Annotated in this window: 25 protein-coding genes; 17 read left to right on the top strand and 8 right to left on the bottom strand. The window is 68.7% G+C overall.

The genetic code is table 11. The annotated features are described in order from the left end of the window. Nucleotides 1–108: 108 nt before the first annotated feature. From PV766_RS19575 to PV766_RS19560, 4 genes are all read left to right on the top strand, one after another. Nucleotides 109–771, top strand: a complete 663-nt coding sequence (locus PV766_RS19575; protein WP_016932125.1) for a hypothetical protein — start codon at nucleotides 109–111, stop codon at nucleotides 769–771. A 56-nt stretch (nucleotides 772–827) separates the two neighbouring features. Continuing rightward, a complete protein-coding gene (pheA, locus tag PV766_RS19570) occupies nucleotides 828–1754 on the top strand; it encodes a prephenate dehydratase (protein WP_016932124.1) in 927 nt (308 codons plus the stop codon). A gap of 2 nt (nucleotides 1755–1756) precedes the next feature. Then, nucleotides 1757–2416: a histidine phosphatase family protein gene (locus tag PV766_RS19565; RefSeq protein ID WP_172506071.1), complete on the top strand. Its 660-nt coding sequence runs from the start codon at nucleotides 1757–1759 to the stop codon at nucleotides 2414–2416. A gap of 91 nt (nucleotides 2417–2507) precedes the next feature. Further along, entirely contained in the window at nucleotides 2508–3143 is a 636-nt protein-coding gene (locus PV766_RS19560; protein WP_016932122.1) for a TetR/AcrR family transcriptional regulator, read from the top strand. A gap of 12 nt (nucleotides 3144–3155) precedes the next feature. On the opposite strand, the gene PV766_RS19555 is transcribed toward PV766_RS19560, so the two are convergent. Next, nucleotides 3156–3731 carry a dihydrofolate reductase family protein gene (locus tag PV766_RS19555; protein ID WP_421097697.1) on the bottom strand — a complete coding sequence of 192 codons (576 nt, stop codon included), beginning with the start codon at nucleotides 3729–3731 and terminating at the stop codon, nucleotides 3156–3158. A 69-nt stretch (nucleotides 3732–3800) separates the two neighbouring features. Between PV766_RS19555 and PV766_RS19550 the strand changes: the two genes are divergently transcribed. Next, nucleotides 3801–4376, top strand: coding sequence for a TetR/AcrR family transcriptional regulator (locus PV766_RS19550; protein ID WP_016932120.1), 576 nt, complete (start codon nucleotides 3801–3803; stop codon nucleotides 4374–4376). 61 nt (nucleotides 4377–4437) lie between these two features. On the opposite strand, the gene PV766_RS19545 is transcribed toward PV766_RS19550, so the two are convergent. After that, nucleotides 4438–5217 carry an enoyl-CoA hydratase gene (locus PV766_RS19545; protein WP_421097681.1) on the bottom strand — a complete coding sequence of 260 codons (780 nt, stop codon included), beginning with the start codon at nucleotides 5215–5217 and terminating at the stop codon, nucleotides 4438–4440. Nucleotides 5218–5227: 10 nt separating this feature from the next. Further along, complete coding sequence (locus PV766_RS19540) at nucleotides 5228–6205, bottom strand: NADPH:quinone oxidoreductase family protein (RefSeq protein WP_421097680.1); 978 nt, start codon at nucleotides 6203–6205, stop codon at nucleotides 5228–5230. 172 nt (nucleotides 6206–6377) lie between these two features. Here PV766_RS19540 and PV766_RS19535 point away from each other — a divergent pair, with 172 nt between their 5' ends. The 5 genes from PV766_RS19535 (at nucleotide 6378) to PV766_RS19515 (ending at nucleotide 9844) form a co-directional block, all read left to right on the top strand. After that, nucleotides 6378–7571, top strand: a complete 1194-nt coding sequence (locus tag PV766_RS19535; RefSeq protein WP_421097679.1) for a thiolase family protein — start codon at nucleotides 6378–6380, stop codon at nucleotides 7569–7571. A 28-nt stretch (nucleotides 7572–7599) separates the two neighbouring features. Continuing rightward, a complete protein-coding gene (locus tag PV766_RS19530; protein WP_016932116.1) occupies nucleotides 7600–8361 on the top strand; it encodes a 3-hydroxyacyl-CoA dehydrogenase in 762 nt (253 codons plus the stop codon). A 30-nt stretch (nucleotides 8362–8391) separates the two neighbouring features. Continuing rightward, nucleotides 8392–9045, top strand: coding sequence for a TetR/AcrR family transcriptional regulator (locus PV766_RS19525; RefSeq protein ID WP_421097678.1), 654 nt, complete (start codon nucleotides 8392–8394; stop codon nucleotides 9043–9045). Nucleotides 9046–9114: 69 nt separating this feature from the next. Beyond that, the gene (locus PV766_RS19520) at nucleotides 9115–9528 is read left to right on the top strand and encodes an NUDIX hydrolase (protein ID WP_037222743.1); all 414 of its coding nucleotides are present in this window, start codon (nucleotides 9115–9117) and stop codon (nucleotides 9526–9528) included. Between the two features lie 154 nt (nucleotides 9529–9682). Further along, on the top strand, nucleotides 9683–9844 hold the full coding sequence (locus tag PV766_RS19515) for a hypothetical protein (protein WP_016933301.1): 162 nt from the start codon (nucleotides 9683–9685) through the stop codon (nucleotides 9842–9844). 27 nt (nucleotides 9845–9871) lie between these two features. On the opposite strand, the gene PV766_RS19510 is transcribed toward PV766_RS19515, so the two are convergent. Together PV766_RS19510 and PV766_RS19505 are read right to left on the bottom strand one after the other, a co-directional pair. After that, on the bottom strand, nucleotides 9872–10210 hold the full coding sequence (locus PV766_RS19510) for a metallopeptidase family protein (RefSeq protein ID WP_016933302.1): 339 nt from the start codon (nucleotides 10208–10210) through the stop codon (nucleotides 9872–9874). A gap of 13 nt (nucleotides 10211–10223) precedes the next feature. Then, nucleotides 10224–11282 carry a septum formation family protein gene (locus PV766_RS19505; protein WP_129975888.1) on the bottom strand — a complete coding sequence of 353 codons (1059 nt, stop codon included), beginning with the start codon at nucleotides 11280–11282 and terminating at the stop codon, nucleotides 10224–10226. A gap of 36 nt (nucleotides 11283–11318) precedes the next feature. Here PV766_RS19505 and PV766_RS19500 point away from each other — a divergent pair, with 36 nt between their 5' ends. Both PV766_RS19500 and serS read left to right on the top strand, forming a co-directional pair. Beyond that, nucleotides 11319–11711 (top strand): ankyrin repeat domain-containing protein, encoded by a 393-nt coding sequence (locus tag PV766_RS19500; RefSeq protein WP_129974892.1) that lies wholly within the window; start codon nucleotides 11319–11321, stop codon nucleotides 11709–11711. Between the two features lie 11 nt (nucleotides 11712–11722). Continuing rightward, complete coding sequence (gene serS, locus PV766_RS19495; RefSeq protein WP_016933305.1) at nucleotides 11723–12985, top strand: serine--tRNA ligase; 1263 nt, start codon at nucleotides 11723–11725, stop codon at nucleotides 12983–12985. Nucleotides 12986–12991: 6 nt separating this feature from the next. Here the strand turns inward: serS and PV766_RS19490 are convergent, their stop codons facing one another. After that, nucleotides 12992–13492, bottom strand: a complete 501-nt coding sequence (locus PV766_RS19490) for a PaaI family thioesterase (RefSeq protein WP_016933306.1) — start codon at nucleotides 13490–13492, stop codon at nucleotides 12992–12994. 92 nt (nucleotides 13493–13584) lie between these two features. Between PV766_RS19490 and PV766_RS19485 the strand changes: the two genes are divergently transcribed. Next, the gene (locus PV766_RS19485; RefSeq protein WP_421097677.1) at nucleotides 13585–14781 is read left to right on the top strand and encodes an MFS transporter; all 1197 of its coding nucleotides are present in this window, start codon (nucleotides 13585–13587) and stop codon (nucleotides 14779–14781) included. Nucleotides 14782–14802: 21 nt separating this feature from the next. Here the strand turns inward: PV766_RS19485 and PV766_RS19480 are convergent, their stop codons facing one another. Then, nucleotides 14803–16353 (bottom strand): MBL fold metallo-hydrolase, encoded by a 1551-nt coding sequence (locus tag PV766_RS19480; protein WP_129974888.1) that lies wholly within the window; start codon nucleotides 16351–16353, stop codon nucleotides 14803–14805. 125 nt (nucleotides 16354–16478) lie between these two features. On the opposite strand from PV766_RS19480, the gene PV766_RS19475 reads away from it, so the two are divergent. Both PV766_RS19475 and PV766_RS19470 read left to right on the top strand, forming a co-directional pair. Continuing rightward, nucleotides 16479–17297 carry a lysophospholipid acyltransferase family protein gene (locus PV766_RS19475; RefSeq protein ID WP_016933309.1) on the top strand — a complete coding sequence of 273 codons (819 nt, stop codon included), beginning with the start codon at nucleotides 16479–16481 and terminating at the stop codon, nucleotides 17295–17297. A gap of 4 nt (nucleotides 17298–17301) precedes the next feature. Further along, complete coding sequence (locus PV766_RS19470) at nucleotides 17302–18189, top strand: HAD family hydrolase (protein WP_242496585.1); 888 nt, start codon at nucleotides 17302–17304, stop codon at nucleotides 18187–18189. 25 nt (nucleotides 18190–18214) lie between these two features. Here PV766_RS19470 and PV766_RS19465 read toward each other — a convergent pair whose 3' ends face one another. Continuing rightward, complete coding sequence (locus tag PV766_RS19465) at nucleotides 18215–20320, bottom strand: N-acetylmuramoyl-L-alanine amidase (protein ID WP_129974886.1); 2106 nt, start codon at nucleotides 20318–20320, stop codon at nucleotides 18215–18217. Nucleotides 20321–20594: 274 nt separating this feature from the next. On the opposite strand from PV766_RS19465, the gene PV766_RS19460 reads away from it, so the two are divergent. Both PV766_RS19460 and PV766_RS19455 read left to right on the top strand, forming a co-directional pair. Further along, on the top strand, nucleotides 20595–22154 hold the full coding sequence (locus tag PV766_RS19460) for a SpoIID/LytB domain-containing protein (protein WP_421097676.1): 1560 nt from the start codon (nucleotides 20595–20597) through the stop codon (nucleotides 22152–22154). A gap of 143 nt (nucleotides 22155–22297) precedes the next feature. After that, on the top strand, nucleotides 22298–23053 hold the full coding sequence (locus PV766_RS19455; RefSeq protein WP_016931437.1) for a MerR family transcriptional regulator: 756 nt from the start codon (nucleotides 22298–22300) through the stop codon (nucleotides 23051–23053). Nucleotides 23054–23067: the final 14 nt, after the last annotated feature.

Below are 23067 nucleotides of genomic sequence, written 5' to 3'. Positions count from 1 at the left end.
GCCGACCCTCCTTCTTCATGTAGGTGAGGCAAACCTAAGTCATTGTGACCGCGGTCGCAAGTGCTCCGTCGGTAGCCTGGACCGGTGCCGATCCCTCTTCCCCTCGGAATGCCGCCGTCCCGCGACGAATCGCGGGGATTGCTCGACGCGTTGCTCACCCGCCGGCACGACACCCTCACCGGCGCTCTCGCCGCGACCGGCCGCATGCTCGCCCCGCCGATCGTCCCGGCCGCCGCCGTCACCGGATCGCCGACCCGCGAGCTCGTCGTCGAACTCGATGCCTCGACCGAACTTCCCTCGCCCGCCGGGTGGCGCCCGATCCGCTATCAGGTCGAGTGTTCGGCCGAGGATCTCGAGGACGTTCTCGCGATCACCGCGCCCGCACCCCTGGTGGTGTACCCGCACGTGTCCGACGCCGCGCTCGCCGACGCTGCCCGCGCGCTCACCGAGGCCGGCCACATCCCGGGCCTGACCGCAGGTCGCGGGGCCGAGGCCGTCGCCGATTTCCTCGCCGTCCTCGCCCACACCGACACGGGCTACGCCGCCCGCGCGACCGGCACCGACGACGTGGTCGCCCTGCTCGCCGCCACCGTCGCGGCGCTGAGCGGTTTCGATGTCCGGGCCGCCCTCGCGACTCCCGACGTGGCCCGGCTCCGGCGGCTTGTCCCCGAGGCGGCCGCCGCGGTGCGGGAGATCCTCCTGGTCGTGGAGGTCGACGAGACCGACGGCGTCGTCCGGGATCTCGAAGCGCTCGATCTCGGCGTGGGCTGATCCGGGTTCACGCGGACTCCACCTCCCGGTCACGGACGGTGCGTAACCTCGTACTCGTGCCACGTATCGCTTATTTCGGACCGTCGGGAACGTTCACCGAGATGGCCCTCGACCGTTTCGAGAGCCTCGGTGCACTCGACGTGCTCGGCGACGAGTCCGCGGACGTCGAACGCGTCGCCGCGGCCAGCCCACCGGCCGCTCTGCAACTCCTGCGCGACCGGCAGGTCGACGGTGCCGTCGTTCCCATCGAGAGCTCGGTGGAGGGCTCGGTGCCGCCCACCATGGACGCCCTGGCGCTCGGGCCGCGCCTGCAGATCGTTGCCGAGGCCGAACTCGACATCGCGTTCACGGTGGTCACCCGCGACGGGATCACGCGCGATCGGGTCCGCACGATCGGCGCCTATCCGGTGGCCGCGGCGCAGGTGCGTCGCTGGATCGAGGACCATCTGCCCGCCGCCGAGGTCGTGACCGCCGCCTCGAATGCGGGAGCGGCCGAGGACGTCGCGTCCGGCAAGGTCGACGCGGCCGTGTCCACCGCACTCGCCGGGCAGCGGCTCGGCCTGTCGGTTCTCGCCGACAAGGTCGCCGACTTCGAGGGCGCCCGCACCCGCTTCGTGCTCGTCACCCGGCCGCGGCCGGTGCCGAAACGCACCGGTGTCGACCGCACCTCGGTCGTGCTGCAGCTGCCCAACGAGCCGGGTTCGCTGGTGCGCGCGATCACCGAGTTCGCCACGCGCGGAATCGATCTGTCCCGTATCGAATCCCGGCCGACCCGCAGGGAATACGGCACCTACTTCTTCCACTTGGACTGTGTGGGCCACATCGACGACGCCCTGGTCGCCGAGGCGTTGCAGGGACTGCACCGCTTCGCGCAGGTGCGGTTCCTCGGATCGTGGCCCGCGGTATCCGAACACGGTGTCCCGCCCGTGTCGGACGACGAGGATGCGCGGTGGCTCGACCGGCTGCGGCGCGGAGAGGACTGACGGTGAGCGGCAGATTGATCCTGGCCCGGCACGGCCAGACGGTGGCGAACGTCGCCCGGAGGCTCGATACCAAGCTTCCCGGAGCGGAGCTCACCGAGCTCGGCGTCGAACAGGCCCGCACGCTCGGGAAGAACCTCGTCGAGCGGACGCCGTCGCTGCTCGTCGCGTCGCAGGCACTGCGGGCCCGGCAGACGGCCGACCACGCGGGAGCGGCGGTGTCGCTGGAGACGAGCGTCCGCGAGGGCGTGCACGAGGTGCAGGTCGGCGAGCTCGAGGACCGCAGCGACGAGGAGTCGCACAAGCTGTTCATGAAGGTCTACGAGGAGTGGCACAACGGCGACCTGCGGGCACGGGTCCCGGGTGGCGAATCGGCGCTCGACGTGCTCGACCGGTATCTGCCCGTCCTCGACTCGCTGCGCAGCGATTATCTCGACGCCGGCTCGGGCGACGTCGTGGTCGTCAGCCACGGTGCCGCCATCCGGCTCGTGGCGGCCTATCTGGGGAAGGTGCCGGCGGGTTTCGCCATCACGAATCACCTGGCCAACACCGAGACGGTCGAGCTGGCGCCTGTGTCCGGCGGGTGGGAATGCGTGCGCTGGGGATCCTTCCTCGCGCCCTTCCACGACACCGCGCGCGGCGGTGTCGACGATCCGATGGGGTGATACCGCCCACTCTCCGATCGTTCGGGCGCAAAACATACGGGTATCCTCGGGGCGTCCGTGTGAAGTAGCGATCGGTAGGTAGGGGCAGTTCATGGGTGCTTCGAGCGACGGGGCCGACACCCTCACCAACGGTGAGGCGATCCCGGACTGGCGCATCCTCGAACCGATGCAGCTCAGCCCCATCCTCACCGCCGCCCTCGACGCGTTCTACGAGACCGGCTTCCACGGCACGTCGGTGCGGGAGATCGCGCGTCGCGTCGGCGTCACCGTTCCGGCTCTCTACTACCATCACGAGAACAAGGAAGGGCTGCTCATCGCCCTTCTGGAGTTGTCCACGAGCGATGTGCTCTCCCGGGCGCACGCCGCGGCCGAGGACGCCGAGGGCGACCCGGTGCGCAGGCTGTCCAACGTCATCGAGGCGATCGTGCTGCGCATGACGATGCGGGCTCGGCTCGCCGCGCTCGAGGGCGAGGCCCGCTATCTGAGTCCCGAGAACCGCCAGCGCTACCGCGCGGTGCGCAAGGGTGTCGAGCAGCTGGTGCGCCAGATCGTCGAGGAGGGCGTCGCCGCGGATGTGTTCGACGTGGACGATCCCGCCGAGACGACGCGCGCCCTGCTCGGCATGTGCCAGTCGATCCCGCGCTGGTACCACGCGGAGGGCACGCTCGGTCCCGAGGCCGTCGCACAGAAGTACGTGGGTATCGCGCTCAAGACCGTCGGCGCCTGAGACGATCGGGATTCAGCGGCGGTCGAACCAGGTGACCTGTGTGCCGTTGGAGAACTCCTCGCGGGCGGTGACGTCGAATCGCGTGGGGACGAAGTTGCCCGACAGCGCCGGGATGCCGTCGCCCGCGATCACCGGATAGCTCTTGAAGATCAGCCGGTCGATCTCGTCGACCAGTTGCCCTGCGATGTTGCCGCCACCGCAGAGCCAGATGTCGAGCCCCTCTTCTGCCTTCAGCTTTCGGACCAGCTCGACCGGGTCGGTGTCGACAATCCGAACCTGCGGATCGTCTACCGGCGCGAGAGTTCGGGACACGACGTACTGCTGCATGTGGCTGTACGGGCTCGTGAGTCCCAGCGAGAGGCCGGGTTCGTAGGCGCCGCGCCCCATGATCACCGTGTCCCATTCATTGTTCGGCGCGTCGACCGGCATGCCGACCTGTTCGCGGAGCGCGGTGGGAACGGCTTCCGGATATCTCACGCTCATCGCCGCCGCCATGTCGTCGCAGATCGGGTAGAAGTCGTACTCCCCGTTCGGGCCTGCGATGTAACCGTCGAGGGTCACTGCCACGTAATAGACGAGCTTTCGCATCTTGACCACCATTCGTAGTACTATGACTGAAGTGGTTCGAAGGTAGTACTACAGATGGAGTGGTGTCAAGTGGTCAGGACGAATCCGGAACGACGAAAGGTCTTGCTGGATGCCTCGATCGAGGTGCTCGCACGCGACGGTGCTCGCGGTCTGACCTTTCGGGCCGTCGACAAGGAGGCGGGGGTACCGGTCGGGACCGCCTCGAACTACTTCGCCAACCGTGACGAGCTGCTCGTCCAGGTGGGGCATCGCTACTACGAGCGGCTCCTGCCCGCCGACGAGGTCATGGCGCAGTCGCAGTCGCCGCAGACCCGCGAATCCATGATCGAGCTGATGACGGAGGTGGTCGACCGGCTCATCCGGTTCCGCGCCGGCTATCTCGCGCTCCTCGAACTACGCCTCGAAGCGACCCGGCGTCCCGAACTGCAGACCCTGCTCACCGAGCGGGTGCGCGCCGACCTGGATTTCAACATCGCCAACTACCGGCACTCCGGCCTGCCCGGCGGTGAGGACGCCGTCGTGCTGCTCTATCTCGCGTTGAACTGGCTCGTGCTCGACCGGCTCACTCTTCCCGGGATCGTCGACGAGGACCGTGTCGCCGAGTTGGTGCGGGCGGCCGTCGAACGCGTGATCCCCGACGCCTGAAACGATTCCGGTGGATCCGGCCCCGCTCGGCGAGGCCGGATCCACCGAAATCGTCGACGGCTCAGCGACGGAAGTTCGCGGTGCGCTTCTCCTGGAAGGCCGTCACACCCTCGGTGAAGTCGGCGCTGCCGAGCAGGACGAGCTGCCCTTCGCGCTCGCGGGCGAAGGCATTGTCGAGTTCGGTGAGCGTCGCGTCGTTGATCGCGTTCTTCGTCGATGCGAAGGCGGCCGACGAACCGTCGGCGAGCCGCTGCACGAGAGCCTCCACGGCACCGTCGAATTCGTCGTCCGCGTAGACGTCCGCGATGAGCCCGGAAGCCAGGGCCTCCCGGGCCGGGAGTCGCTCGGCCAGCAGGGCCATCTTCAGTGCCCGCGCGCGACCGATCGACGCGGCGACGAGCGCGGACGCACCGCCGTCGGGCATCAACCCGATCTTCGTGAACGCGAGCAGGAAGTAGCCCGACTCCTTCGACACGGTGAGATCGCATGCGAGAGCAAGGGATACACCGACGCCGGCTGCTGCCCCGTTGACGGCACCGACGACGGGACGCGGGAACGCGCGGATCGCGGCGGTGACCCGGTTGGCGGCATCGATCGTGTCGGCGGAGGGTGGCGCGCTCAGATCACGACCGGAGAGGTCGGCGCCCGAGCAGAACGCGCGACCGACGCCGGCGAGTACCGCGACTCGGACGGAGGTGTCGTCGGCGTACTTCTCGAAGGCGTCGGCAATCGCGTCGAGCGTCTCGGTCTTCACCGCGTTCATCCGCGAGGGACGGTTGAGGGTGATGCGCAGGACGCTGTCGTCGACGGTGGTGTCGACACCGGGCAGGTCGTCGGTCATGGCTGTGCTCCTAGGGTCGGGACGTCAGGTCGAGCGCGACCTTGCCGGTCGCGGAACGGTTCTCGAGCGAGCGCAGTGCGGCGGGTGCCTCGGCGAGTGGGTGGAGCGTGGGTTCGGGGACGACGAGCGTCCCGTCGCGCAGCAACGGTTCGAGCGCGGCCCACTGCCGCGCCGGATGGTCGGGGACGGTGCGGAGGTACTCACCCCACCCGGCACCGACGACCGAAATATTCGCGAGCAGAAGGCGATTGACCTTCACGGTGGGGATGCTGCCGGCGGTGAAACCGAGAACGACGGCACGCCCACCCGGCGCGAGGCTGCGCAGGCTGTCGGTGAACCGGTCGCCGCCGACGGGATCGAGCACGATGTCCGCTCCGCGCCCACCGGTCAGTTCGAGGACGCGGTCCTTGAAATCCTCGGCGAGGACGGTGTGGGTCGCGCGGTTGGCCTTCGCCACCGCGGCCTTCTCCTCGGTGCTCACCACCGCGATCGTCTCGAGTCCGAGTGCCGCCGCGACCTGCAGCGACGCCACCCCGAGACCACCGGCCGCACCGTGGACGAGGACGGTCTCGCCGGCCCGGTGCCGGGCGCGCTCGTCGAGCGCGAAGTGCGCCGTGAAGTAGTTCATGAGCATCCCGGCAGCGGCGGTGAGCGAGACGCTGTCGGGCAGGGGGAACACCAGTTCGCGCGGCAGTGCGACGGTCTGCTGCCACGATCCGGTGAGGGACAGTACGGCGACGCGCTGCCCGGCGACGAGGCCGCTGCCTTCCGGGGCGCTGCGGACGATGCCCGCAGCTTCGGCACCGAGCACGCACGGCAGCGGCCGGACCATCTGGTAGCTGCCGGCCGTCTGCAGCAGATCGGGGAAGGACACACCGGCGGCGTGCAGGTCGACGAGGACGAGCGAATCGCCCGCCTCGGGTTCGGGGATGTCGGTCACGCGGACGGCGTCGGGGCCGGCGTGTTCGATCAATTGCGCTGCGCGCACGGGCGTCTCCTCGACTCGAGTCGTGATCCATCACTATCAGAAGTGCTTAGCGTGCGCTAGCTCTCAGAGATCATTGACCGAGCGTTAAGTCCGTGGTAGAGCTTTTAGCGATCGATAAGTACGCCGCTGGGAACGTCTCCGGCCCGCACGTTGCACTTTCGAAAGGAGCGTCATGACCACCGCTGTCATCGTCGACGTCGTCCGTACCGCCGTCGGCAAGGGCAAGCCGGGCGGCGCCCTGTCCGGCACCCATCCCGTCGAACTCCTCGCCCACGTCCTGCGTTCGCTCGTCGAACGCAACGGCATCGATCCCGCGCAGGTCGACGACGTGATCGGCGGCTGCGTCGCCCAGGCCGGCGAACAATCCCTCAACATCTCGCGCACCGCGCTCCTCGCCGCCGGCTTCCCCGAGTCGGTGCCCGCGACCACCATCGACCGCCAGTGCGGGTCGAGCCAGCAGGCTGCGCACTTCGCCGCACAGGGCGTCATCGCCGGGGCCTACGACATGGTCATCGCGTGCGGTGTCGAGTCCATGAGCCGCATCCCGATGGGCACTGCCACGCTCGGTCAGGACACCCACGGCCCGAGCGTGCGCGCCCGTTATCCCGAGGGACTGGTCAACCAGGGCATCTCGGCCGAACTCATCGCCGCGAAGTGGAAGTTCGACCGCGACGCCCTCGACGCCTACTCCGCGCAGTCGCACCAGCGTGCCGCCGCGGCCTACGAAGCCGGCCGCTTCGACAAGGAGATCGTCCCGATCACCGTCGAGAACGCCGCGGGCGAGCAGGTGCAGCACACCGTCGACGAGACGCTGCGTGCCTCCACCACCGCCGAGGGCCTCGCCGGCCTCAAGCCCTCCTTCTACACCGAGGAGTACGCCGCCCGGTTCCCCGAGGCGCAGTGGGTCATCACCCCCGGCAACTCGTCGCCGCTCACCGACGGTGCGTCGGCCGCGCTCATCATGAGCGAGGAGATGGCGACCAAGCTGGGCCTGACCCCGCGCGCCCGCTTCCATTCGTTCTCCGTCGCCGGCGACGACCCGGTCTTCATGCTCACCGCGCCGATCCCCGCGACGCAGAAGGTCCTCGCCCGCGCCGGCCTGGGCATCGACGACATCGACGCCTACGAGGTCAACGAGGCCTTCGCGCCCGTGCCGCTCGCCTGGGCACACGAGCTGGGCGCCGACCCGGCCAAGCTCAACCCGTGGGGCGGCGCCATCGCGCTGGGCCACGCGCTCGGCTCGTCGGGCACCCGCCTGCTGTCCACCCTCGTCAACCACCTCGAGGCCACCGGCGGTCGCTACGGCCTGCAGACCATGTGTGAGGGCGCGGGCATGGCCAACGCCACCATCATCGAACGCCTCTGACCCACAACCACTCTCGAAAGGGTAATCAATGATCATCAACGACAGCGTCGCCGTCGTCACCGGCGGTGCCTCCGGCCTCGGTCTCGCCACCGTCAAGGCACTGCTGAACGACGGGGCCCAGGTCGTCATCATCGACCTGCCGTCCTCGAACGGTGAGACCATCGCCAAGGAGCTCGGCGACCGAGTCCGCTTCGTCGCCGCCGACGTCACCGACGAGGCCGCCGTCACCGAGGCACTCGACGTCGCCGAATCGCTCGGCCCGCTGCGGGTCGCGGTGAACTGCGCCGGTATCGGCAACGCCGTCAAGACCGTGAGCAAGAAGGGTGCCTTCCCGCTCGACGCGTTCAAGAAGGTCGTCGACGTCAACCTGTTCGGCACGTTCAACGTCATCCGTCTCGCTGCCGAGCGCATCGCGAAGACCGAGCCGATCGACGGCGAGCGCGGCGTCATCATCAACACCGCTTCCGTCGCGGCCTTCGACGGCCAGATCGGCCAGGCCGCCTACTCGGCGTCCAAGGGTGGCGTCGTCGGCATGACCCTGCCGATCGCCCGCGACCTCGCGTCGCTGCTCATCCGCGTCGTCACCATCGCGCCGGGCCTGTTCAAGACCCCGCTGCTCGGTTCGCTGCCGGAAGAGGCCCAGGCCTCCCTCGGGCAGCAGGTGCCGCACCCCGCGCGTCTGGGCGACCCGTCCGAGTACGGTTCCCTGGCCGCGCACATCGTGTCGAACCCGATGCTCAACGGTGAGGTCATCCGTCTCGACGGCGCAATCCGCATGGCGCCGCGCTGATCCTGCACCACCCGTGAGAGGAGGGGGTCGATGACCCGGGCATTCGAGGCCGAGGAATCCGGCACGCCCCGCGCGGACGTACGGTCCGCGGATTGGCGCGAGTTCCAGCCTCTGGAGCTCGACCCCATCCTCGAACACGCGCTGGAAGCGTTCAGCGAGAACGGTTTCCATGGCACCACCGTGCGCGACCTGGCCCGTCGGGTCGGCGTGACGGTGCCTGCGTTGTACTACCACTACGAGAACAAGGAAGCCGTTCTCGTCACGCTGCTCGACGCCGCCGTCCTCGACCTCATCGACCGTGTGTCGGCGGCGGTCGCGGACGGCGGCGACGACCCGGTCGCCCGTTTCGTCAACGCCGTCGAGGCGATCGTGCTGAACATGACCCACCGCGCACAGCGTTCGGGGCTGGATTCCGAAGTGCGCCATATCTCCTCGGAGAACCGCCGAACCTACGCCGCGACCCGCAAGCGTCTCGAGTTGATGATGCTCGACCTGGTGCGCGAGGGTGCGGAACAACGGGTGTTCGATGTCGACGACGTCGACGAGGCCGTGCGAGCACTCCTCGGGATGTTCCAGTCCATCGTCCGCTGGTACCAGCTCGACGGACCCCTCACCCCCGCGCAGATCGCGCAGCGGTACATCGTGATCGCGTTGCGGATCGTGGGTCACCACCCGGCCACCTGAGAGTCCTTCGGGAGTTCGGCTCTCGTCGACGGCGGCTACAGCCTGTTCCGGGGCGCCTACGATGATCCGGTGACTCAGGACCGGGTGATCGTCGTCAGTGCCGTCGTTCTCCGCAACGCCGCCGGTGAGGTGCTCACCGTGCGGAAGCGGAACACGTCGCGATTCATGCTGCCCGGCGGCAAGCCCGATCCGGGGGAGACCCCTGCCGAGACCGCCGTTCGCGAATGCGCGGAGGAGATCGGCGCGGTGCTCGACCTCGCGTCGCTGCGTCTCGTCGGTGTCTTCGCCGCGGACGCTGCCAACGAACCCGGCTACCGGCTCGAAGGAACCGTGTACGAGCATCCGCTCGTGGAGGTCGCCGGTGCATCTGCGGAGATCGCGGAGACGCGCTGGCTCGATCCGGCGGCCCTTCCGCTGCCCGGCGATCTCGCGCCACTGCTCGAGCACCACGTCCTCCCTGCCCTCGCGTCCGCCTCCCGGTGACGCCGAAGCTCGGGCACTTCACCACTGTCCGAGCTTTCACCGGAGTGCGGTCGGAGTCGGTCGTCACCCGGCGGAACGCGGACGGTAGGGTGACCCCCGGGGCGGACGTGTGTCGTCTGCCTCGAAGTGACATCGACTGTGGAGGTAACCGGGCATGTTGGAACTCTTCGGCGTCATCGTCGTGTGGCTCACCGTGGCCGTCGTCGCTGTCGGAACCGTCATCATGTTCGTCGTCTCGACGCTGAGCCCGCACTTCGGTCAGCGCAAGGCCAAGGGTCCGCGCCTCGACAAGGCGACCGCCGCGCGCAACAAGTAGCACCCGGTACCGATTGCGGAGAGCGCCTCAGCCCCAGCCCAGCTGGTGGAGGCGCTCTTCGCCGATTCCGAAATAGTGCGCGATCTCGTGGACGACGGTGACGAGCACCTCGTGCACCACGTCGTCGTCACTGTCGCAGATGTCGAGGATCGCGTCGCGGTAGATCGTGATCGTGTCCGGTAGCGATCCCGCATAGTGGCTGTCGCGCTCGGTGAGCGCGACTCCCTGGTACAGACCCAGCAGATCCGGTTCGTCCTCGTGACGCGGCTCGACGAGCACTACGACGTTGTCGATCGCCCGCGCGAGTTCGCGTGGGATCTCGTCGAGCGCTTCCGAGACGAGCTCCTCGAAGTGCTCGTCCTCCATGTGCACCGGCACGTCAGGACCCCGGAAGGGGAACGGCGCCCGGCAACGGCGTCGGCAGCGACCGGCCTTCGGGAACGGGCGGTGGCGGCACGGGCGGCTGGCCGTCGATGAGGATGTCGCCCTTGGCACTGCCGGTGATCGACGAGAAGCCACCACCTTCGACCTGCTTGCCGATCGAGCAGTTCACCTTGCGGCTGCCGGCGAGCCAGCTGTCGTAGTCGAGGTTGTCCCAGAACAGTGTCAGCGTCTTGTTGCGCAGTGCCTCCGGGTCGCCGAGGTATTCGCCGACCAGGCGCGTGCACGTCTCCTCGAGATAGCCGTCCTGGTCTTCGATGCTCGGCAGGCCACCGGGGAACTGCCCGCCCAGGTCGACCACCGCGACGACCTCGAAAGCGTGCGGCTTGGAGCACTCCACCGGATCGGCGGGCACGCCGTTGTTGATGCCGATGCAGACACCGACGTCCCATGCGCGGGACTGGTCCTGGTCGGCGACCCGGCCCTTGATCGGCAGGAGGTTGCCTGTGGTCGACGAGAACTGCAGACCGCACCGCAGGGTGCGTTCGCCGGCCGCCCAGCCCGCCTCACCGGGATTGATCAGGCCGATGCTGAACTTGCCGTGCGGGTCGAACCGGCCGTCGAGATAGTCCAGCGCGGCCGGTGCGCACTGCTCGTCGCGCAACTCGGTGAAGCGTGTGACCGACGGGAACCGCGATCCCGGCCCCCACTCGGTGCCGGGATACAGGCTCAGGTCGATGTCGGCGGCCACCTCGAACAGGTGTGTTTCGGTGCAGTCGACCTTCGCGAGGTCGCTCGCGTCGAGAGCACTCCAGTTCAGGCAGTCGCCGGAGGTGGCGGTACCGAACGCTTCCCCCGCGACCGCGCCGGTGGTGCTGATGCCGGCGCCGCCGTTCTCGTCCCCGCTGCCGGTGCCCTGGAACCCCGCGACGACGAACGTCGCGATCGCCGCCAGGACGGCACCGGCCGCGACGAGCACCAGGGCGCGTCGGGTCAACCGCGCCGAGGGCGGGCGACGGTCGGGCTTGGGCTTGTTGTCTTCGGCCATCACTTCCATCATGCCCGTTCGGGTGGACGCGGGTAGTTTCGGCTCATGGCCGACGACCCGATCGATCCGCAGATTCTCGAGATCGCCAGGCAGACCTTCGACGCCGCCCGCCAGGGAGACGTCGGGACACTCACCGCATACGTCGATGCCGGGGTTCCCGTGAACCTCACCAACGAGACCGGCGACACGCTGCTCATGCTGGCGTCCTATCACGGACACGCCGAGGCCGTACAGGCCCTGGTCGACCGAGGAGCCGATGTCGATCGGCTCAACGACCGCGGCCAGTCGCCTCTCGCGGGTGCGGTCTTCAAGGGCGCGGAGGCGGTCGTGCGGGTGCTCGCCGCGGCCGGTGCGAACCCGCGTCACGGACATCCCACCGCGGAGGACACAGCGAAGATGTTCGGGCGCGACGACTACCTGGAATTCTGGCAGCGGTAGGCTTCGATCCCGTGATCGACCTCAAGTTCCTCCGCGAGAATCCCGATGCCGTCCGCGAGTCGCAGCGCATGCGGGGGGAGGACCCGGGCCTCGTCGACGTGCTGCTCGAGGCCGACGCCTCCCGTCGTGCCGCGGTCCTCGCCGGCGACAACGCACGCGCCGAGCAGAAGGCACTGGGCAAGAAGGTCGGCAAGGCGTCCCCCGAGGAACGCCCCGCGCTGCTCGACGGCGCCAAGGAGCTGGCCGCGAAGGTCAAGGAACTCGAGGCCGAACAGCACGCCGCGCAGGAAGCCTTCGACCGCGCGCACCTGGCGATCTCCAACGTCGTGCAGGACGGTGTGCCCGCCGGCGGTGAGGACGATTTCGTCACGCTCGAGACGGTCGGTGAGCTGCCCACCTTCGACTTCGAACCGAAGGACCACCTCGCGCTCGGTGAGTCGCTGGGGCTGATCGACATGGAGCGCGGCGCCAAGGTCTCCGGTGCCCGGTTCTACTTCCTCACCGGTTACGGTGCGCTGCTGCAGCTGGGTCTGCTGCAGCTCGCCGCACAGAAGGCCACCGCGAACGGGTTCACGATGATGATCCCGCCCGTGCTCGTGCGTCCCGAAGTCATGCAGGGCACCGGCTTCCTCGGTCAGCACGCCGACGAGGTGTACCGGCTCGAGGAGGACGACCTCTACCTCGTGGGCACCTCCGAGGTGCCGCTCGCGGGTTACCACTCGGGCGAGATCCTCGACCTGTCGACAGGGCCGAAGCGGTACGCGGGCTGGTCGTCGTGCTTCCGTCGCGAAGCGGGCAGCTACGGCAAGGACACCCGCGGCATCATCCGCGTGCACCAGTTCGACAAGGTCGAGATGTTCGTCTACTGCCGGCCCGAGGAGGCCGCCGCGGAGCACGAGCGTCTGCTGAGCTGGGAACGGGAGATGCTCGCCGCCATCGACGTGCCGTACCGCGTCATCGACGTCGCCGCCGGTGATCTCGGGTCGTCGGCCTCCCGCAAGTTCGACTGCGAGGCCTGGGTGCCCACGCAGGAGCGGTACCGCGAGCTCACGTCGACGTCGAACTGCACGACCTTCCAGGGGCGTCGCCTGAACGTCCGCTACCGCGACGAGAACGGCAAGCCGCAGACTGCCGCGACCCTCAACGGCACGCTCGCGACCACCCGATGGCTCGTCGCGCTGCTCGAGAACCACCAGCAGGCCGACGGTTCGGTGAAGGTGCCCGAGGCGCTCGTGCCCTTCGTCGGGCGTGAGGTGCTCGAACCCGGCGCCTGAGAACTGTCAGCGCAGGATCAGGCAGGTGGTCGAACCCGTCGCGAGCAGGCGTCCCTCGGAGTCGCGGGCCTCGCCGCGCGCGGTCGCGGTGCGACGACCGGTGTGCTCGCAGAAGCCCTGCACGCGGACGACACCCTTGCCGGTCTGTACCGGACGGACGTAGCGCACCTGCAGGTCGAGGGTCGTGTAGCCGACCCCGGCCTCGAGGGTGCTCGCGACGCAGAAACCCATCGCGGTGTCGAAGAGGGTGGCGAGTACGCCGCCGTGGATGCTGCCCACCGCGTTGGCGTGGAACTCCTCCGGCTCGAGGGCGACCTCGGCGAAGCCCTGGCCGGCGTCGGTGACGGTGAAGCCGAGCGTGCGGGAGGTGGGATGGTGCGGGATCGTCCCGTCGATCAGCCCGCGCAGGAAGTCGAGACCGTGCATGTCGCGGTTGGCCGCCGACGTCGGCGCCGGGTCCTCCCACGTGTAGGTACGCTGCCGCTGCTGGTGCTCGTCCGTGCTCACGATGACCGACCGTATCCCACCGCGGAGGGCGTGACATGGGGAGCCGGGCGTGCCATTCTCGTTCCATGCGCCGTCGATGTTGATCCGGCCCGGTGACCTCGCTGTCCGTGCGGGTGGTCGCGTACGCGTCCGTCCGTGAGTTCGTGCCGCTCTACGGGCTGTACGCGCTGCTGTTCGAGGATCACGGACTCGACACCCGCTCCATCTCGTCGCTGTTCGTCCTGTGGTCGGTCGTCGCCTTCGTCTCCGAGGTGCCCTCGGGCGCCTGGGCCGACACCGTCTCCCGTCGCGGTCTGCTGTTCGGCAGCGGTGCCCTGCTCACCGCCGCGTTCACGATGTGGCTCGTCTGGCCCGGCTACTGGGGATTCGCGCTCGGCTTCGTCCTGTGGGGTGTCAGCGAGTCGATGAAATCCGGCACCTTCGAGGCCCTCGTCTACGACGAACTCGCCGCGCGCGGCGGCGAACACCGCTATGCGGCGATCATGGGTTACGCCGCCGCGGGCGAGATGACGTGCGTCTTCGTCGCGATCCTCACGGCGGCACCGCTGTTCGAACTCGGCGGATACGCACTCGTCGGCTGGGTGTCGGTCGCGATCACCGTCGTCGACATCGCGCTCGTGGGAACCCTTCCCGCCGCCCCGAAGGTGGAGGAGGCCGACGAGATCGCCGGCAGCGGCGACACCGTCCTCGCCCGCTACATGTCGTCGCTGCGCGCGGGAACGTCCGAGATCCGCACCGGCCGGGCGGTGCGACGATCGGTGGTCCTCGCGGCGGCACTGCTCGCCTGCCTCGCCTTCGACGAGTACTTCGCGCTGCTCGCACGCGAATCGGGGGCGGAGACCGGATTCGTGCCCGTGCTGGTCGCGCTGGCGGCGGTCGGGCAGGTGGTCGGCGCTGCGACCGCCGGGCGGACGGCATCGATGAGCGGCCGCACGATGGGTGTCGTCGTGACGGTCGGGTCGGCACTCATCGCGGGCGGGGCGCTCACCGGAGGGATCGCTGGATTCACGGCGATCGGTGTGGGTTACGGCGCGCTGCACAACACGGCGATCGTCGCCGAGGCACGCCTGCAGGACACGATGTCCGGTCGCGCACGGGCGACCGTCTCGTCCGTCGTCGGTCTCACGAGCGAGGTGCTGTCGGTCGCGGTCTTCGCCGGTTACGCGCTCGGCTCGCTGTGGTTGCCGATGTCGGTGCTGGTCGCGGTGACGGTACTTCCGCTGATCGGGCTGGGTGTGGTCGCGCCGAGGCTGTTGCCCCCGGCGCGACCCGCCCGGGATCGATCGTGAGGTAGTTCTGTCGGGTGCGGATCACAGCTTGCTGCTGCGCAGCTCGTGTCCCTTCGACGTCTTGCACCGGCCCGACTCGAGATCCCACTGCCAGCCGTGCAGGTTGCAGGTCAGCGTCGTGCCCTCGACGACACCGAACTTCGACAGATCTGCCTTCAGGTGAGGGCAGCGACGCTGGATCTCGTAGCCGCCCAACTCGATCGACGCAGAGTCGTCGTGTGCTTCGGCGAACCAGCCGTCGGCGTACGCGATGCGCTCGTCGGTGAGGCACTTGAAGAAGGTGTAGAGGAACTCGTTGTATCCGCCGATGCGCCACGCGGTGAATCGGGTGGACAGGAAGATCGTGTTGACCCAGTCGGGTTCGTCGTCGCGGAGAACCGTGCGCACCAATTCGGGTGCGATGCGGAAACCGTAGCGGTACTTGCCTTCTCCCTCGATCGGCTCGCGCACGACCCGCTTGGGGAAGTCGAGCACCACGGTCTCGTCGCCCATCACGAGACCCACCGGATAGCCGATGCCGTCGCAGATGAGATCGGACTGCGCCATGATCGGCTCGAACTTCGCCCGGAGCGCGGGCAGCAACGGCTCGCCCTCGGCAGGTGCCCAGGCCGCCTTCTGCGCGGCGATGACCGGCGCGAAACGCTGCGCCATGTCCTCGATGTAGGCGGCCTTGTCGGTGAAGATCGCCTCGACCTGATCGTCGGGGATCGGGTGCGTGAGCGTCATGTGCTCGCTGCCCTTCAGATCCACCACCGAGCCGGGGATCATGAGCAGTCCGCCGTCGCGACCGTGGATCCGCAACTGCTCGAGGAAGACCTGCTGGTCGGGGAAGATGTTGCCCTCGTCGCCGTGGTCGTCGTTGAGGTCGCGCAGGTCGTCGTCGAGGAAGACCGGGGGGCCGGCCGACGGCACGATCCAGGTGGCATCGACCTGGTCGATGTAGCTGCGGCAACGATCCATCCCGCGCTGGCGCTTCTGCTTGCCGAAATTGGCCTTCGTCTTCTTCGGGATGTCGTAGACCATCGGGTACCAGATGGCCCCCGAGTACTGCAGCAGATGGATGTCGATCCTTCCGAACGCGTCGAGCATCACGTCCATGTCGATCGGCCGCGCGTCGTTCATGTTGAACACGGTGGTCTCACCGTCGGATACGACGAGGCCGGAATCGCCGATCGGCCCGTCCGCGGGCGCGCGCAAGGCGATGATCATGATGTCCAGATCACCCTTGGGGCCCGAGACCGTGTGCTTCACCGAATCGGTGGTCTCGAAGAACTTCGTGAAGCCGAGCTTCTCGAGTTCGCGACGCAGGTCCGGTACCGGGTAATCGGGCAGCAGGACGGTCGCATCCTTGTTGACGTGCCTGCTCAGCGTGTCGGGATCGAAATGATCCTTGTGCAGGTGCGAGACGTACAGGTAGTCGACGTCGCCGAGGGCGTCCCAGTCGAGACGCGTGTTGTCGGGGAACGGCACCCACGACGCGAAATACGCGGGGGTCACCCACGGATCGCACAGGATGGACCCCGCCTCGGTCCGGATGTGGAAACCGGCGTGTCCGACGCTGGTGATCTGCACCTTCTGCCTCCTGACGTGCTGACCTACGTACCGTCCAGGGTAGGGGAGCCGGAACCGGCACATTCGTCGGCACCTGGCGACGCATCCGGTGGGCGTGGCCCGGGCACCCCGCTAGGCTGACCGGCGTGGAACCCTTCTATCGGACCATCATCGGTGTCGCTCGCACGCTCTTCGCAGCGCAAGGGCTGAAATTCGACATCACCGGGGAACACAACATCCCCGCGACAGGTGGTGCGGTCATCGCGATCAACCACACCGGTTACATGGACTTCACCTACGCCGGGATCCCCGCGCGAGCCACCAAGCGGTACATCCGCTTCATGGCCAAGAAGGAAGTCTTCGACCACAAGATCTCCGGTCCCCTGATGCGCGCGATGAAGCACATCCCGGTCGACCGCGGCGACGCCGGCGAGTCCTACCGTCTCGCCGTGCAGGCGCTGCGCGACGGGCAGCTCGTCGGGGTGTTCCCGGAAGAGACGATCAGCCGCAGCTTCGAGCTCAAGGCGTTCCGGTCCGGCGCGGCACGGATGGCGAACGAAGCCGGTGTCCCGGTGATCCCCATGGTCATCTGGGGATCCCAGCGGGTGTGGACGAAGGGGCACCCGAAGCGGCTCGGACGGACGAACACCCCGATCACCATCGAGGTGGGCGCTCCCGTCCAGCCGTACGAGCCGGCCGCGGAGATGACCGCGCAACTCCACGCGACCATGGAGGAGATGCTCCACAGGGTGCAGGACGGCTACGTCCACGAGCCCGGCGCCTACTGGGTACCCCGCCGTCTGGGTGGCTCCGCGCCGACCCTCGAGGAGGCGACGGCTCTGGACGAGGCGGCGGCCGCCGAGCGTCGAGCGCGGAAGGCGCGCGAGCGTGCCACACGTGAAGGTACTGCCGGCAGCGAGAGCAACGATGCGGGCGGCGACGGGCCCGGTACTTCGGCACAATGACGGAGTGAACGCACAGTCGAGTCGAGAACCGCATCGGGACCACGGCACGGGCGCGTCGCGTCCTGTCCCCACCGACGGGACGCGTCCCGGATTGGTGGCCACCGACGTCGACGGCACTCTGATCGACGACACCGAGAAGGTGTCCGATCGGACCCGCGCCGCGGTGCATGCGGTGGTCGACTCCGGCACCCCCTTCGTTCTGGCCACCGGTCGCCCGCCGCGCTGGATCGCGCCGGTGGTCGAGGAGCTGGGATACGCGCCGATGGCGGTGTGCGCGAACGGTGCCGTGCTCTACGACAGTGCCACCGACCGCGTGCTCAGCGCCGCAGTGCTCGAGGCGGACGAACTGGCGTGGCTGGCCGAGGTGGCCTCGTCGGTGCTTCCGGGGTGTGGTCTGGCCGCGGAGCGGGTGGGGGAGCGGGCCCACGACGCGGCGACGCCGCAGTTCGTCAGCGCTCCCGGATACGAACACGCCTGGTTGAATCCGGACAACACCGAGCTCGCCGAGCACGAGGTGGTCGGTGAGCCCGCCATCAAGCTGCTCGTCCGGCTCCCCGGCGCGACCAGCCGGGAGATGGCGGAGGCTCTCGTGCCGAAGCTGCACGGGCTGGTCGACGTCACGTATTCGACCACCCACGGACTGATCGAGATCTCCGCCGCGGGGGTCACGAAGGCGTCCGGTCTGCAGGAGATGGCGCGGTTGCTGGGTGTTCCCCACGAGACTCTCGTGGCCTTCGGGGACATGCCCAACGACATCCCGATGCTGTCGATGGCGCGTCACGGTGTGGCGATGGAGAACGCGCATCCGGACGCGAAGTCGGTCGCAGACGAAGTCACCGCCACCAACGTCGAGGACGGGGTGGCCCGCGTTCTCGAACGGTGGTGGCGGTGACTCGTTCCTGCCGGTGCGCTGCGGATCAGCCCGCGGGCGCCGGCTCGGGTGCCGGTTCCGGCGCAGGTGCCGGTTCGGGCGCAGGGGCACCCTCGGGTGCGGGTCCTGCGACGTCGGCCGGCTGATTCTGCAGCGCCTGGTCGTAGGCGTCGTCGTAGGCGCGCAGCACCTTGGTGACGACACCCGTGACCTCGTTGAAGATCAGCGAGCCGAACTCGAAGTCCGAACGCCGACCGTCCGGCACCCGGTACTCGTCGCTGGTGGGCAACCCCAGCTCACCAGCGTCGAGTCCGTTCTTCTCCCACGCCTTGTAGATCTCGCCGAGTACCGTCCATGTTCCGCCGTTCGGTGATGTGTAGATGGCACCGTTGACGAAATCGACCCGTTCGAAACCGTTCTTGATCGCGGGAAGGATCGAGGTCACTGCCTGTCCGAGCCGGCCGAGTTCGCCGCCTTCGGCGAGCCACTTCTGGACCAGCGGGTGACCGCTGAGGCGGATCAGGTCGTCGACCGCACCCTCGGCCGTGTCGGCCGATCCCGAGGCCAGCGCTCCGACGTTGATGTCCGGCACGTTCGGCGACGGGTTCGACGGTGACGGGTTCGACGGTTTCGGGTTCGAGGGCTCCGGCTTCGACGGCTGCGGGCTGCCACCGCCGCCCTTCGCCGCAGCTGCGGCGATGTCGCGGATCTGGCCCAGCTGCGCGTAGGCGCCGTCGCCCGGGCAGCTGGTGTTGCCCACGTCGCGGTGCGCGAAGATGATCGGCAGATCCACCGCTGTGCCACTGGGGTACGGGGTGAACGAGGTGCCCTCGGAGTACATGGTGGTGCGGCCCTTGGGGTCGAGTCCCGCGCGTGCCAGACGCCAGCCGAGGAACTTGCCGACCGCATCGATCGCGGCCTGCGGCGGTGCCTGGGTGGAGAAGTCGCCCATGATCGCGATGCCGTGGGTGTTCTCGTTGAATCCACCCGCATGGGCGCCCTGGACGTTGCGCTCGAGACCACCGGCGCGACCCTCGAAGATCTGGCCGTACTTGTCGACGAGCGTGTTGTACCCGACGTCGCACCAGCCGAGCGTCCGTGCGTGGTACGCGTAGATCGCGCGCACGATCTCGGCGGATTCGGCCTTCGAGTAGTTGTTGCTCCCCGCGGTGTGGTGCACGGTCGCGCCGCCGAGCGAGTCGTCGAAGGTCGGATTCTGGCACCGCATCGACTCGTCGGCGCCCCACTGCTGGCGGGTGATGACCTTCAGGCCGGAGCTGCCGAGCGGGCTCGCGATGTCCTCGAGGTGCGCGTCCGACTCGCTGCTGCCGGGCGAGATGAGCACTGCGCTGACCGCTTCGGCGGCCGCCTGCAGCGGGTTCTCGCGCAGCGGCCGGGACGAGGACGCGGGCACATATCCGAGGTCGGGCGCGTCCGCGGCGGGCGCGGCGACCGGCGCGGGTGCCTCGTCGACGGGGGCCGGGGCCTCGGCCGGTGCTTCCGGAGCCGGGGCTCCGGGTGCGGGAGCCTCTGCTGGGGGAGCTCCGGGTGCCGGAGGTGCCGGCGGGGCCTCCGCTCCGGCGAGGTTCGGTTCGGGGCCGGGACGCGGCGTCAGCAGCACCTGCACCGCACGCGTGGCGCCGACGTAGATCGGCTCGGTGCCCGTCCGCCCCGCCTCGGCGGTGTCGTCGGCGCGTGTCTCGATCGGTTCGGTCGCGGTCCACGGACCCCAGCTGCCGTCGTCGTGCCGGGCGCGGATGAGCGCGTCGGTGGCGGCGACGTCCTCGGCCGCGAGGGCGACGAGACTGAAGGGGGTGTCGCGGGTGAGTTCCTTGACGGTCGCGCCGACGCGCTGGACGATCCCGCCGTTCGGGTCGGGCGCGGTGGTGATCTGGGGAAGCCCGTCGACGATCTGCTTCAGGCTGAGATCGGGCAGGTTGAGACCGGTCAGTTCCTCGAGCGGGATGATCAGGTCGGGCACCGAGGCGAGCACGACTTCCGCGATATCGGGTGCCACCGCCTCGACGGTGTCGTTGGCAGGCCGGATCTCGGGAGCGGTGCTGGTCAGCCCGGAGACGGCGAAGGGCGTCGCGACGGCCAGGGCGGCGACGGCACCCAGGACGATCGACGGCTTGGGGCGGCGATGCGGCACTGTTTGCTACTCCCTGTCGTTGGTGCTCGAGCGGACGGGTTCCGACTTCGGATCGTCCCTTACGTGTCGCTTTCGTAGTCCGGATCGGCCACGAAAGTTCTGTAACTCGTGATTCTTGTGTTGCTTCTGTGACATTTGTTGCCTAGCTCCGTCACTCTTGTCACACTAGACGCAGCAAACCTTAAGCCTCAACCTGAGCTTGAGGATCGGTCGAAATTGTCCGATATCGCGGATCACGAGTTCGCGCCGAAAGCGACAACGAGGGAGCAACGTCATGTCACGACAGTCCATCGGGCGCAGAGGCAAGATCCGGAGGCGGCGCATCATCCTCGGCAGGCCGCTGCGCAACGGATGGCGTCCCTCCATCGCTCGTGCTGCTGCGCTCGGGGTGGCCCCCGCACTGCTCGTCGGCGCCGGTGTGGGCGCTCTCGTACAGAACGATCAGGCGACACCGGATGTCGTCCAGGCGGTTTCGGCCGACACACCCTTCACGTTCACCGGCTTCGGCCACGGCCACGGCCGCGGAATGGGGCAGTGGGGTGCCTACGGCTACGCCCAGGACGGATGGACCGCCGAACGGATCATCGCCCACTACTACGGCGGCACCGAGCTCGGCACGGTCGACGATCCGATGATCGCGGTGCGCCTCGTCGGCCGCGACGACCACACCCTCGACGTCTATTCCGACACCGGAATGATCGTCGCCGGAAAGCAGCTCGCGCCCGGTGAGGCCGCCCACCTGACGCCCACCCCGGACGGCGGCGCGAACGTCGTCGTCACCGCGGGGTGCAGCGGCGAAGTGCTGTGGCAGGCCGCCACCGACCTGCCGTGGGTCGACCCGATCGACCTCGCCGAGGACCGGCCCGCGTCCGAGCACCTCACGATGTGCTCGGACGACAAGACCTACCGCGGCGCGCTCGGTGTGGTGCTCGACGGCACCGCCCCGCGCACCGTCAACCGCCTCTCGGTCGAGGATTATCTGCGCAGCGTGGTTCCCGCCGAGGCCCTGCCCGGCTGGGCGGACACCGGCGGCGCCGAGGCCCTGCGGGCGCAGGCCATTGCCGCGCGGTCCTACGCACTCGCCGAGAAGCGTCACGAGAAGTGGCAGACCTGCGACACCACCGACTGCCAGGTCTACGGCGGCTCGGGTGTCGAGGATCCGCGCACCGACGACGGTGTGCGCACCACACGCGGAACCGTCCTGATGAAGGACGGTGAGGTCGTGCGCAGCGAGTTCTCCGCCTCCACCGGTGGCTACTCCGCCGGCGGCGCCTTCCCGCCCGTCGAGGACGAGGGCGACAAGGTCGCCCCGAACCGTGAATGGGCCAAGACCTTCACCGCGGCCGAGATCGGCAGCAAGTTCGGCGTCGGCGACCTGCAGGCCTTCGAGGTGCTCTCCCGGAACAATCTCGGCGCCGAGGGCGGCCGCGTGACCCGGGTTCGGGTGATCGGCTCCGACCGCACCATCGAGACGACCGGCGCCGAGGCGCGGACCAAGCTGGGACTGCGTTCCGACTGGTTCACTGTGAAGGAAGGTATCGACGAGGACGCTCCGGAGATCACTCCGGCGCCCGAACCCGGCCCGGAGGTCGGCACCGATCCCTTCGGCAGCGGCAGCGGCACCTCGCCCATCGAGCAGGCCTATCTGGACCTCGGCGGCGTCGACAGCGTGCTCGGCTCGCCCATCGGCCCCGAACTGATGCTGCCCGACGAGATCGGCAAGTTCCGGGTCTTCACCGGGGGCGCGATCGTGTGGACCCCGGATCTCGGCGCCCAGGTGATCGATGCGAGCTTCCTGAAGGACTGGTTCCCCGCCACGGGTAGCGCCGAGTAACCCGTCACGGCACCTACCGACGACCGGCCGGTCGCCCGAGAAGGGCGGCCGGCCGGTCGTCTCACCGTTGCGGTGCACGAGGGTTGACATTGACGCAACGTCACGATGCACGCTGGTCGCAGCCGGAAGGAAGAGGTGAGCACGTGCCACGCGAATGGTCCATCCAGGAACTGGCCCGAGCTGCGGGCGTCACCAGCCGCACCCTGCGTCACTACGGCGAGGTCGGGGTGTTGCCGCCGTGCCGGACCGGTCGCAACGGCATGCGGTTCTACGACGAGGACGCCCTCGTGCGACTCCAGCGCATCCTGCTGCTGCGCGATCTCGGGCTGGGACTGCCCGTCGTGCGCGACGTGCTCGCCGGGCACGACGACACGACCACCGCGCTGCGCACGCATCTCGACCTGCTCGAACACGAGCGCCGGCAGCTGGACCGCCGAATCGAGGCGGTTCGCACCACCCTGGCGAAGACGGAGAGAGGGGAGGAACTCGTGGCAGACGAAGTGTTCGACGGGTTCGACCACACGCAGTACCGGGACGAAGTGGTCGAAAGGTGGGGCAAGGACGCCTACGACGCCGGCGACCGCTGGTGGCGGGGCATGGACGGCGAGGCGCGAGGCGACTGGACGAAACAGGTCGAGCAGCTGAACCACGACTGGATCGCGGCGGCCGGGGCCGGACTCGACCCGGCGGGCCCCGAGGCACAGGACCTCGCCCGGCGGCACGTCGCCTGGCTGTCGTCGATCCCGGGTACCCCGGGATACGGCACGCCCGAGGGGAGTTCACGGGAGTACGTGCTCGGTCTCGCCGACATGTACGTCGAGGACGAGCGTTTCGCAGCGAACTACGGCGGCCGGGAGGGTGCCGAATTCGTCCGTGACGCACTCCGGCTGTACGTGTAGGTGTGATCGCCCTC

Source organism: Rhodococcus sp. As11, from assembly GCF_048957735.1.
Lineage (GTDB): Bacteria > Actinomycetota > Actinomycetes > Mycobacteriales > Mycobacteriaceae > Rhodococcus > Rhodococcus gordoniae.
The sequence above is the reverse complement of the archived record's forward strand: the minus strand, read 5'-3'. Positions and strand labels throughout refer to the sequence as shown.

Excerpts from the sequence above, each read along its gene's own strand:
- PV766_RS19575 (WP_016932125.1), top strand. The coding sequence starts at position 109 with ATGCCGCCGTCCCGCGACGAATCGCGGGGATTGCTCGACGCGTTGCTC.
- PV766_RS19500 (WP_129974892.1), top strand. The coding sequence starts at position 11,319 with ATGGCCGACGACCCGATCGATCCGCAGATTCTCGAGATCGCCAGGCAG.
- PV766_RS19535 (WP_421097679.1), top strand. The coding sequence starts at position 6,378 with ATGACCACCGCTGTCATCGTCGACGTCGTCCGTACCGCCGTCGGCAAG.
- PV766_RS19515 (WP_016933301.1), top strand. The coding sequence starts at position 9,683 with ATGTTGGAACTCTTCGGCGTCATCGTCGTGTGGCTCACCGTGGCCGTC.
- PV766_RS19560 (WP_016932122.1), top strand. The coding sequence starts at position 2,508 with ATGGGTGCTTCGAGCGACGGGGCCGACACCCTCACCAACGGTGAGGCG.
- PV766_RS19525 (WP_421097678.1), top strand. The coding sequence starts at position 8,392 with ATGACCCGGGCATTCGAGGCCGAGGAATCCGGCACGCCCCGCGCGGAC.
- PV766_RS19460 (WP_421097676.1), top strand. The coding sequence starts at position 20,595 with ATGTCACGACAGTCCATCGGGCGCAGAGGCAAGATCCGGAGGCGGCGC.
- PV766_RS19555 (WP_421097697.1), bottom strand. The coding sequence starts at position 3,731 with ATGCGAAAGCTCGTCTATTACGTGGCAGTGACCCTCGACGGTTACATC.
- PV766_RS19510 (WP_016933302.1), bottom strand. The coding sequence starts at position 10,210 with ATGGAGGACGAGCACTTCGAGGAGCTCGTCTCGGAAGCGCTCGACGAG.
- PV766_RS19545 (WP_421097681.1), bottom strand. The coding sequence starts at position 5,217 with ATGACCGACGACCTGCCCGGTGTCGACACCACCGTCGACGACAGCGTC.
- PV766_RS19505 (WP_129975888.1), bottom strand. The coding sequence starts at position 11,282 with ATGGAAGTGATGGCCGAAGACAACAAGCCCAAGCCCGACCGTCGCCCG.
- PV766_RS19530 (WP_016932116.1), top strand. The coding sequence starts at position 7,600 with ATGATCATCAACGACAGCGTCGCCGTCGTCACCGGCGGTGCCTCCGGC.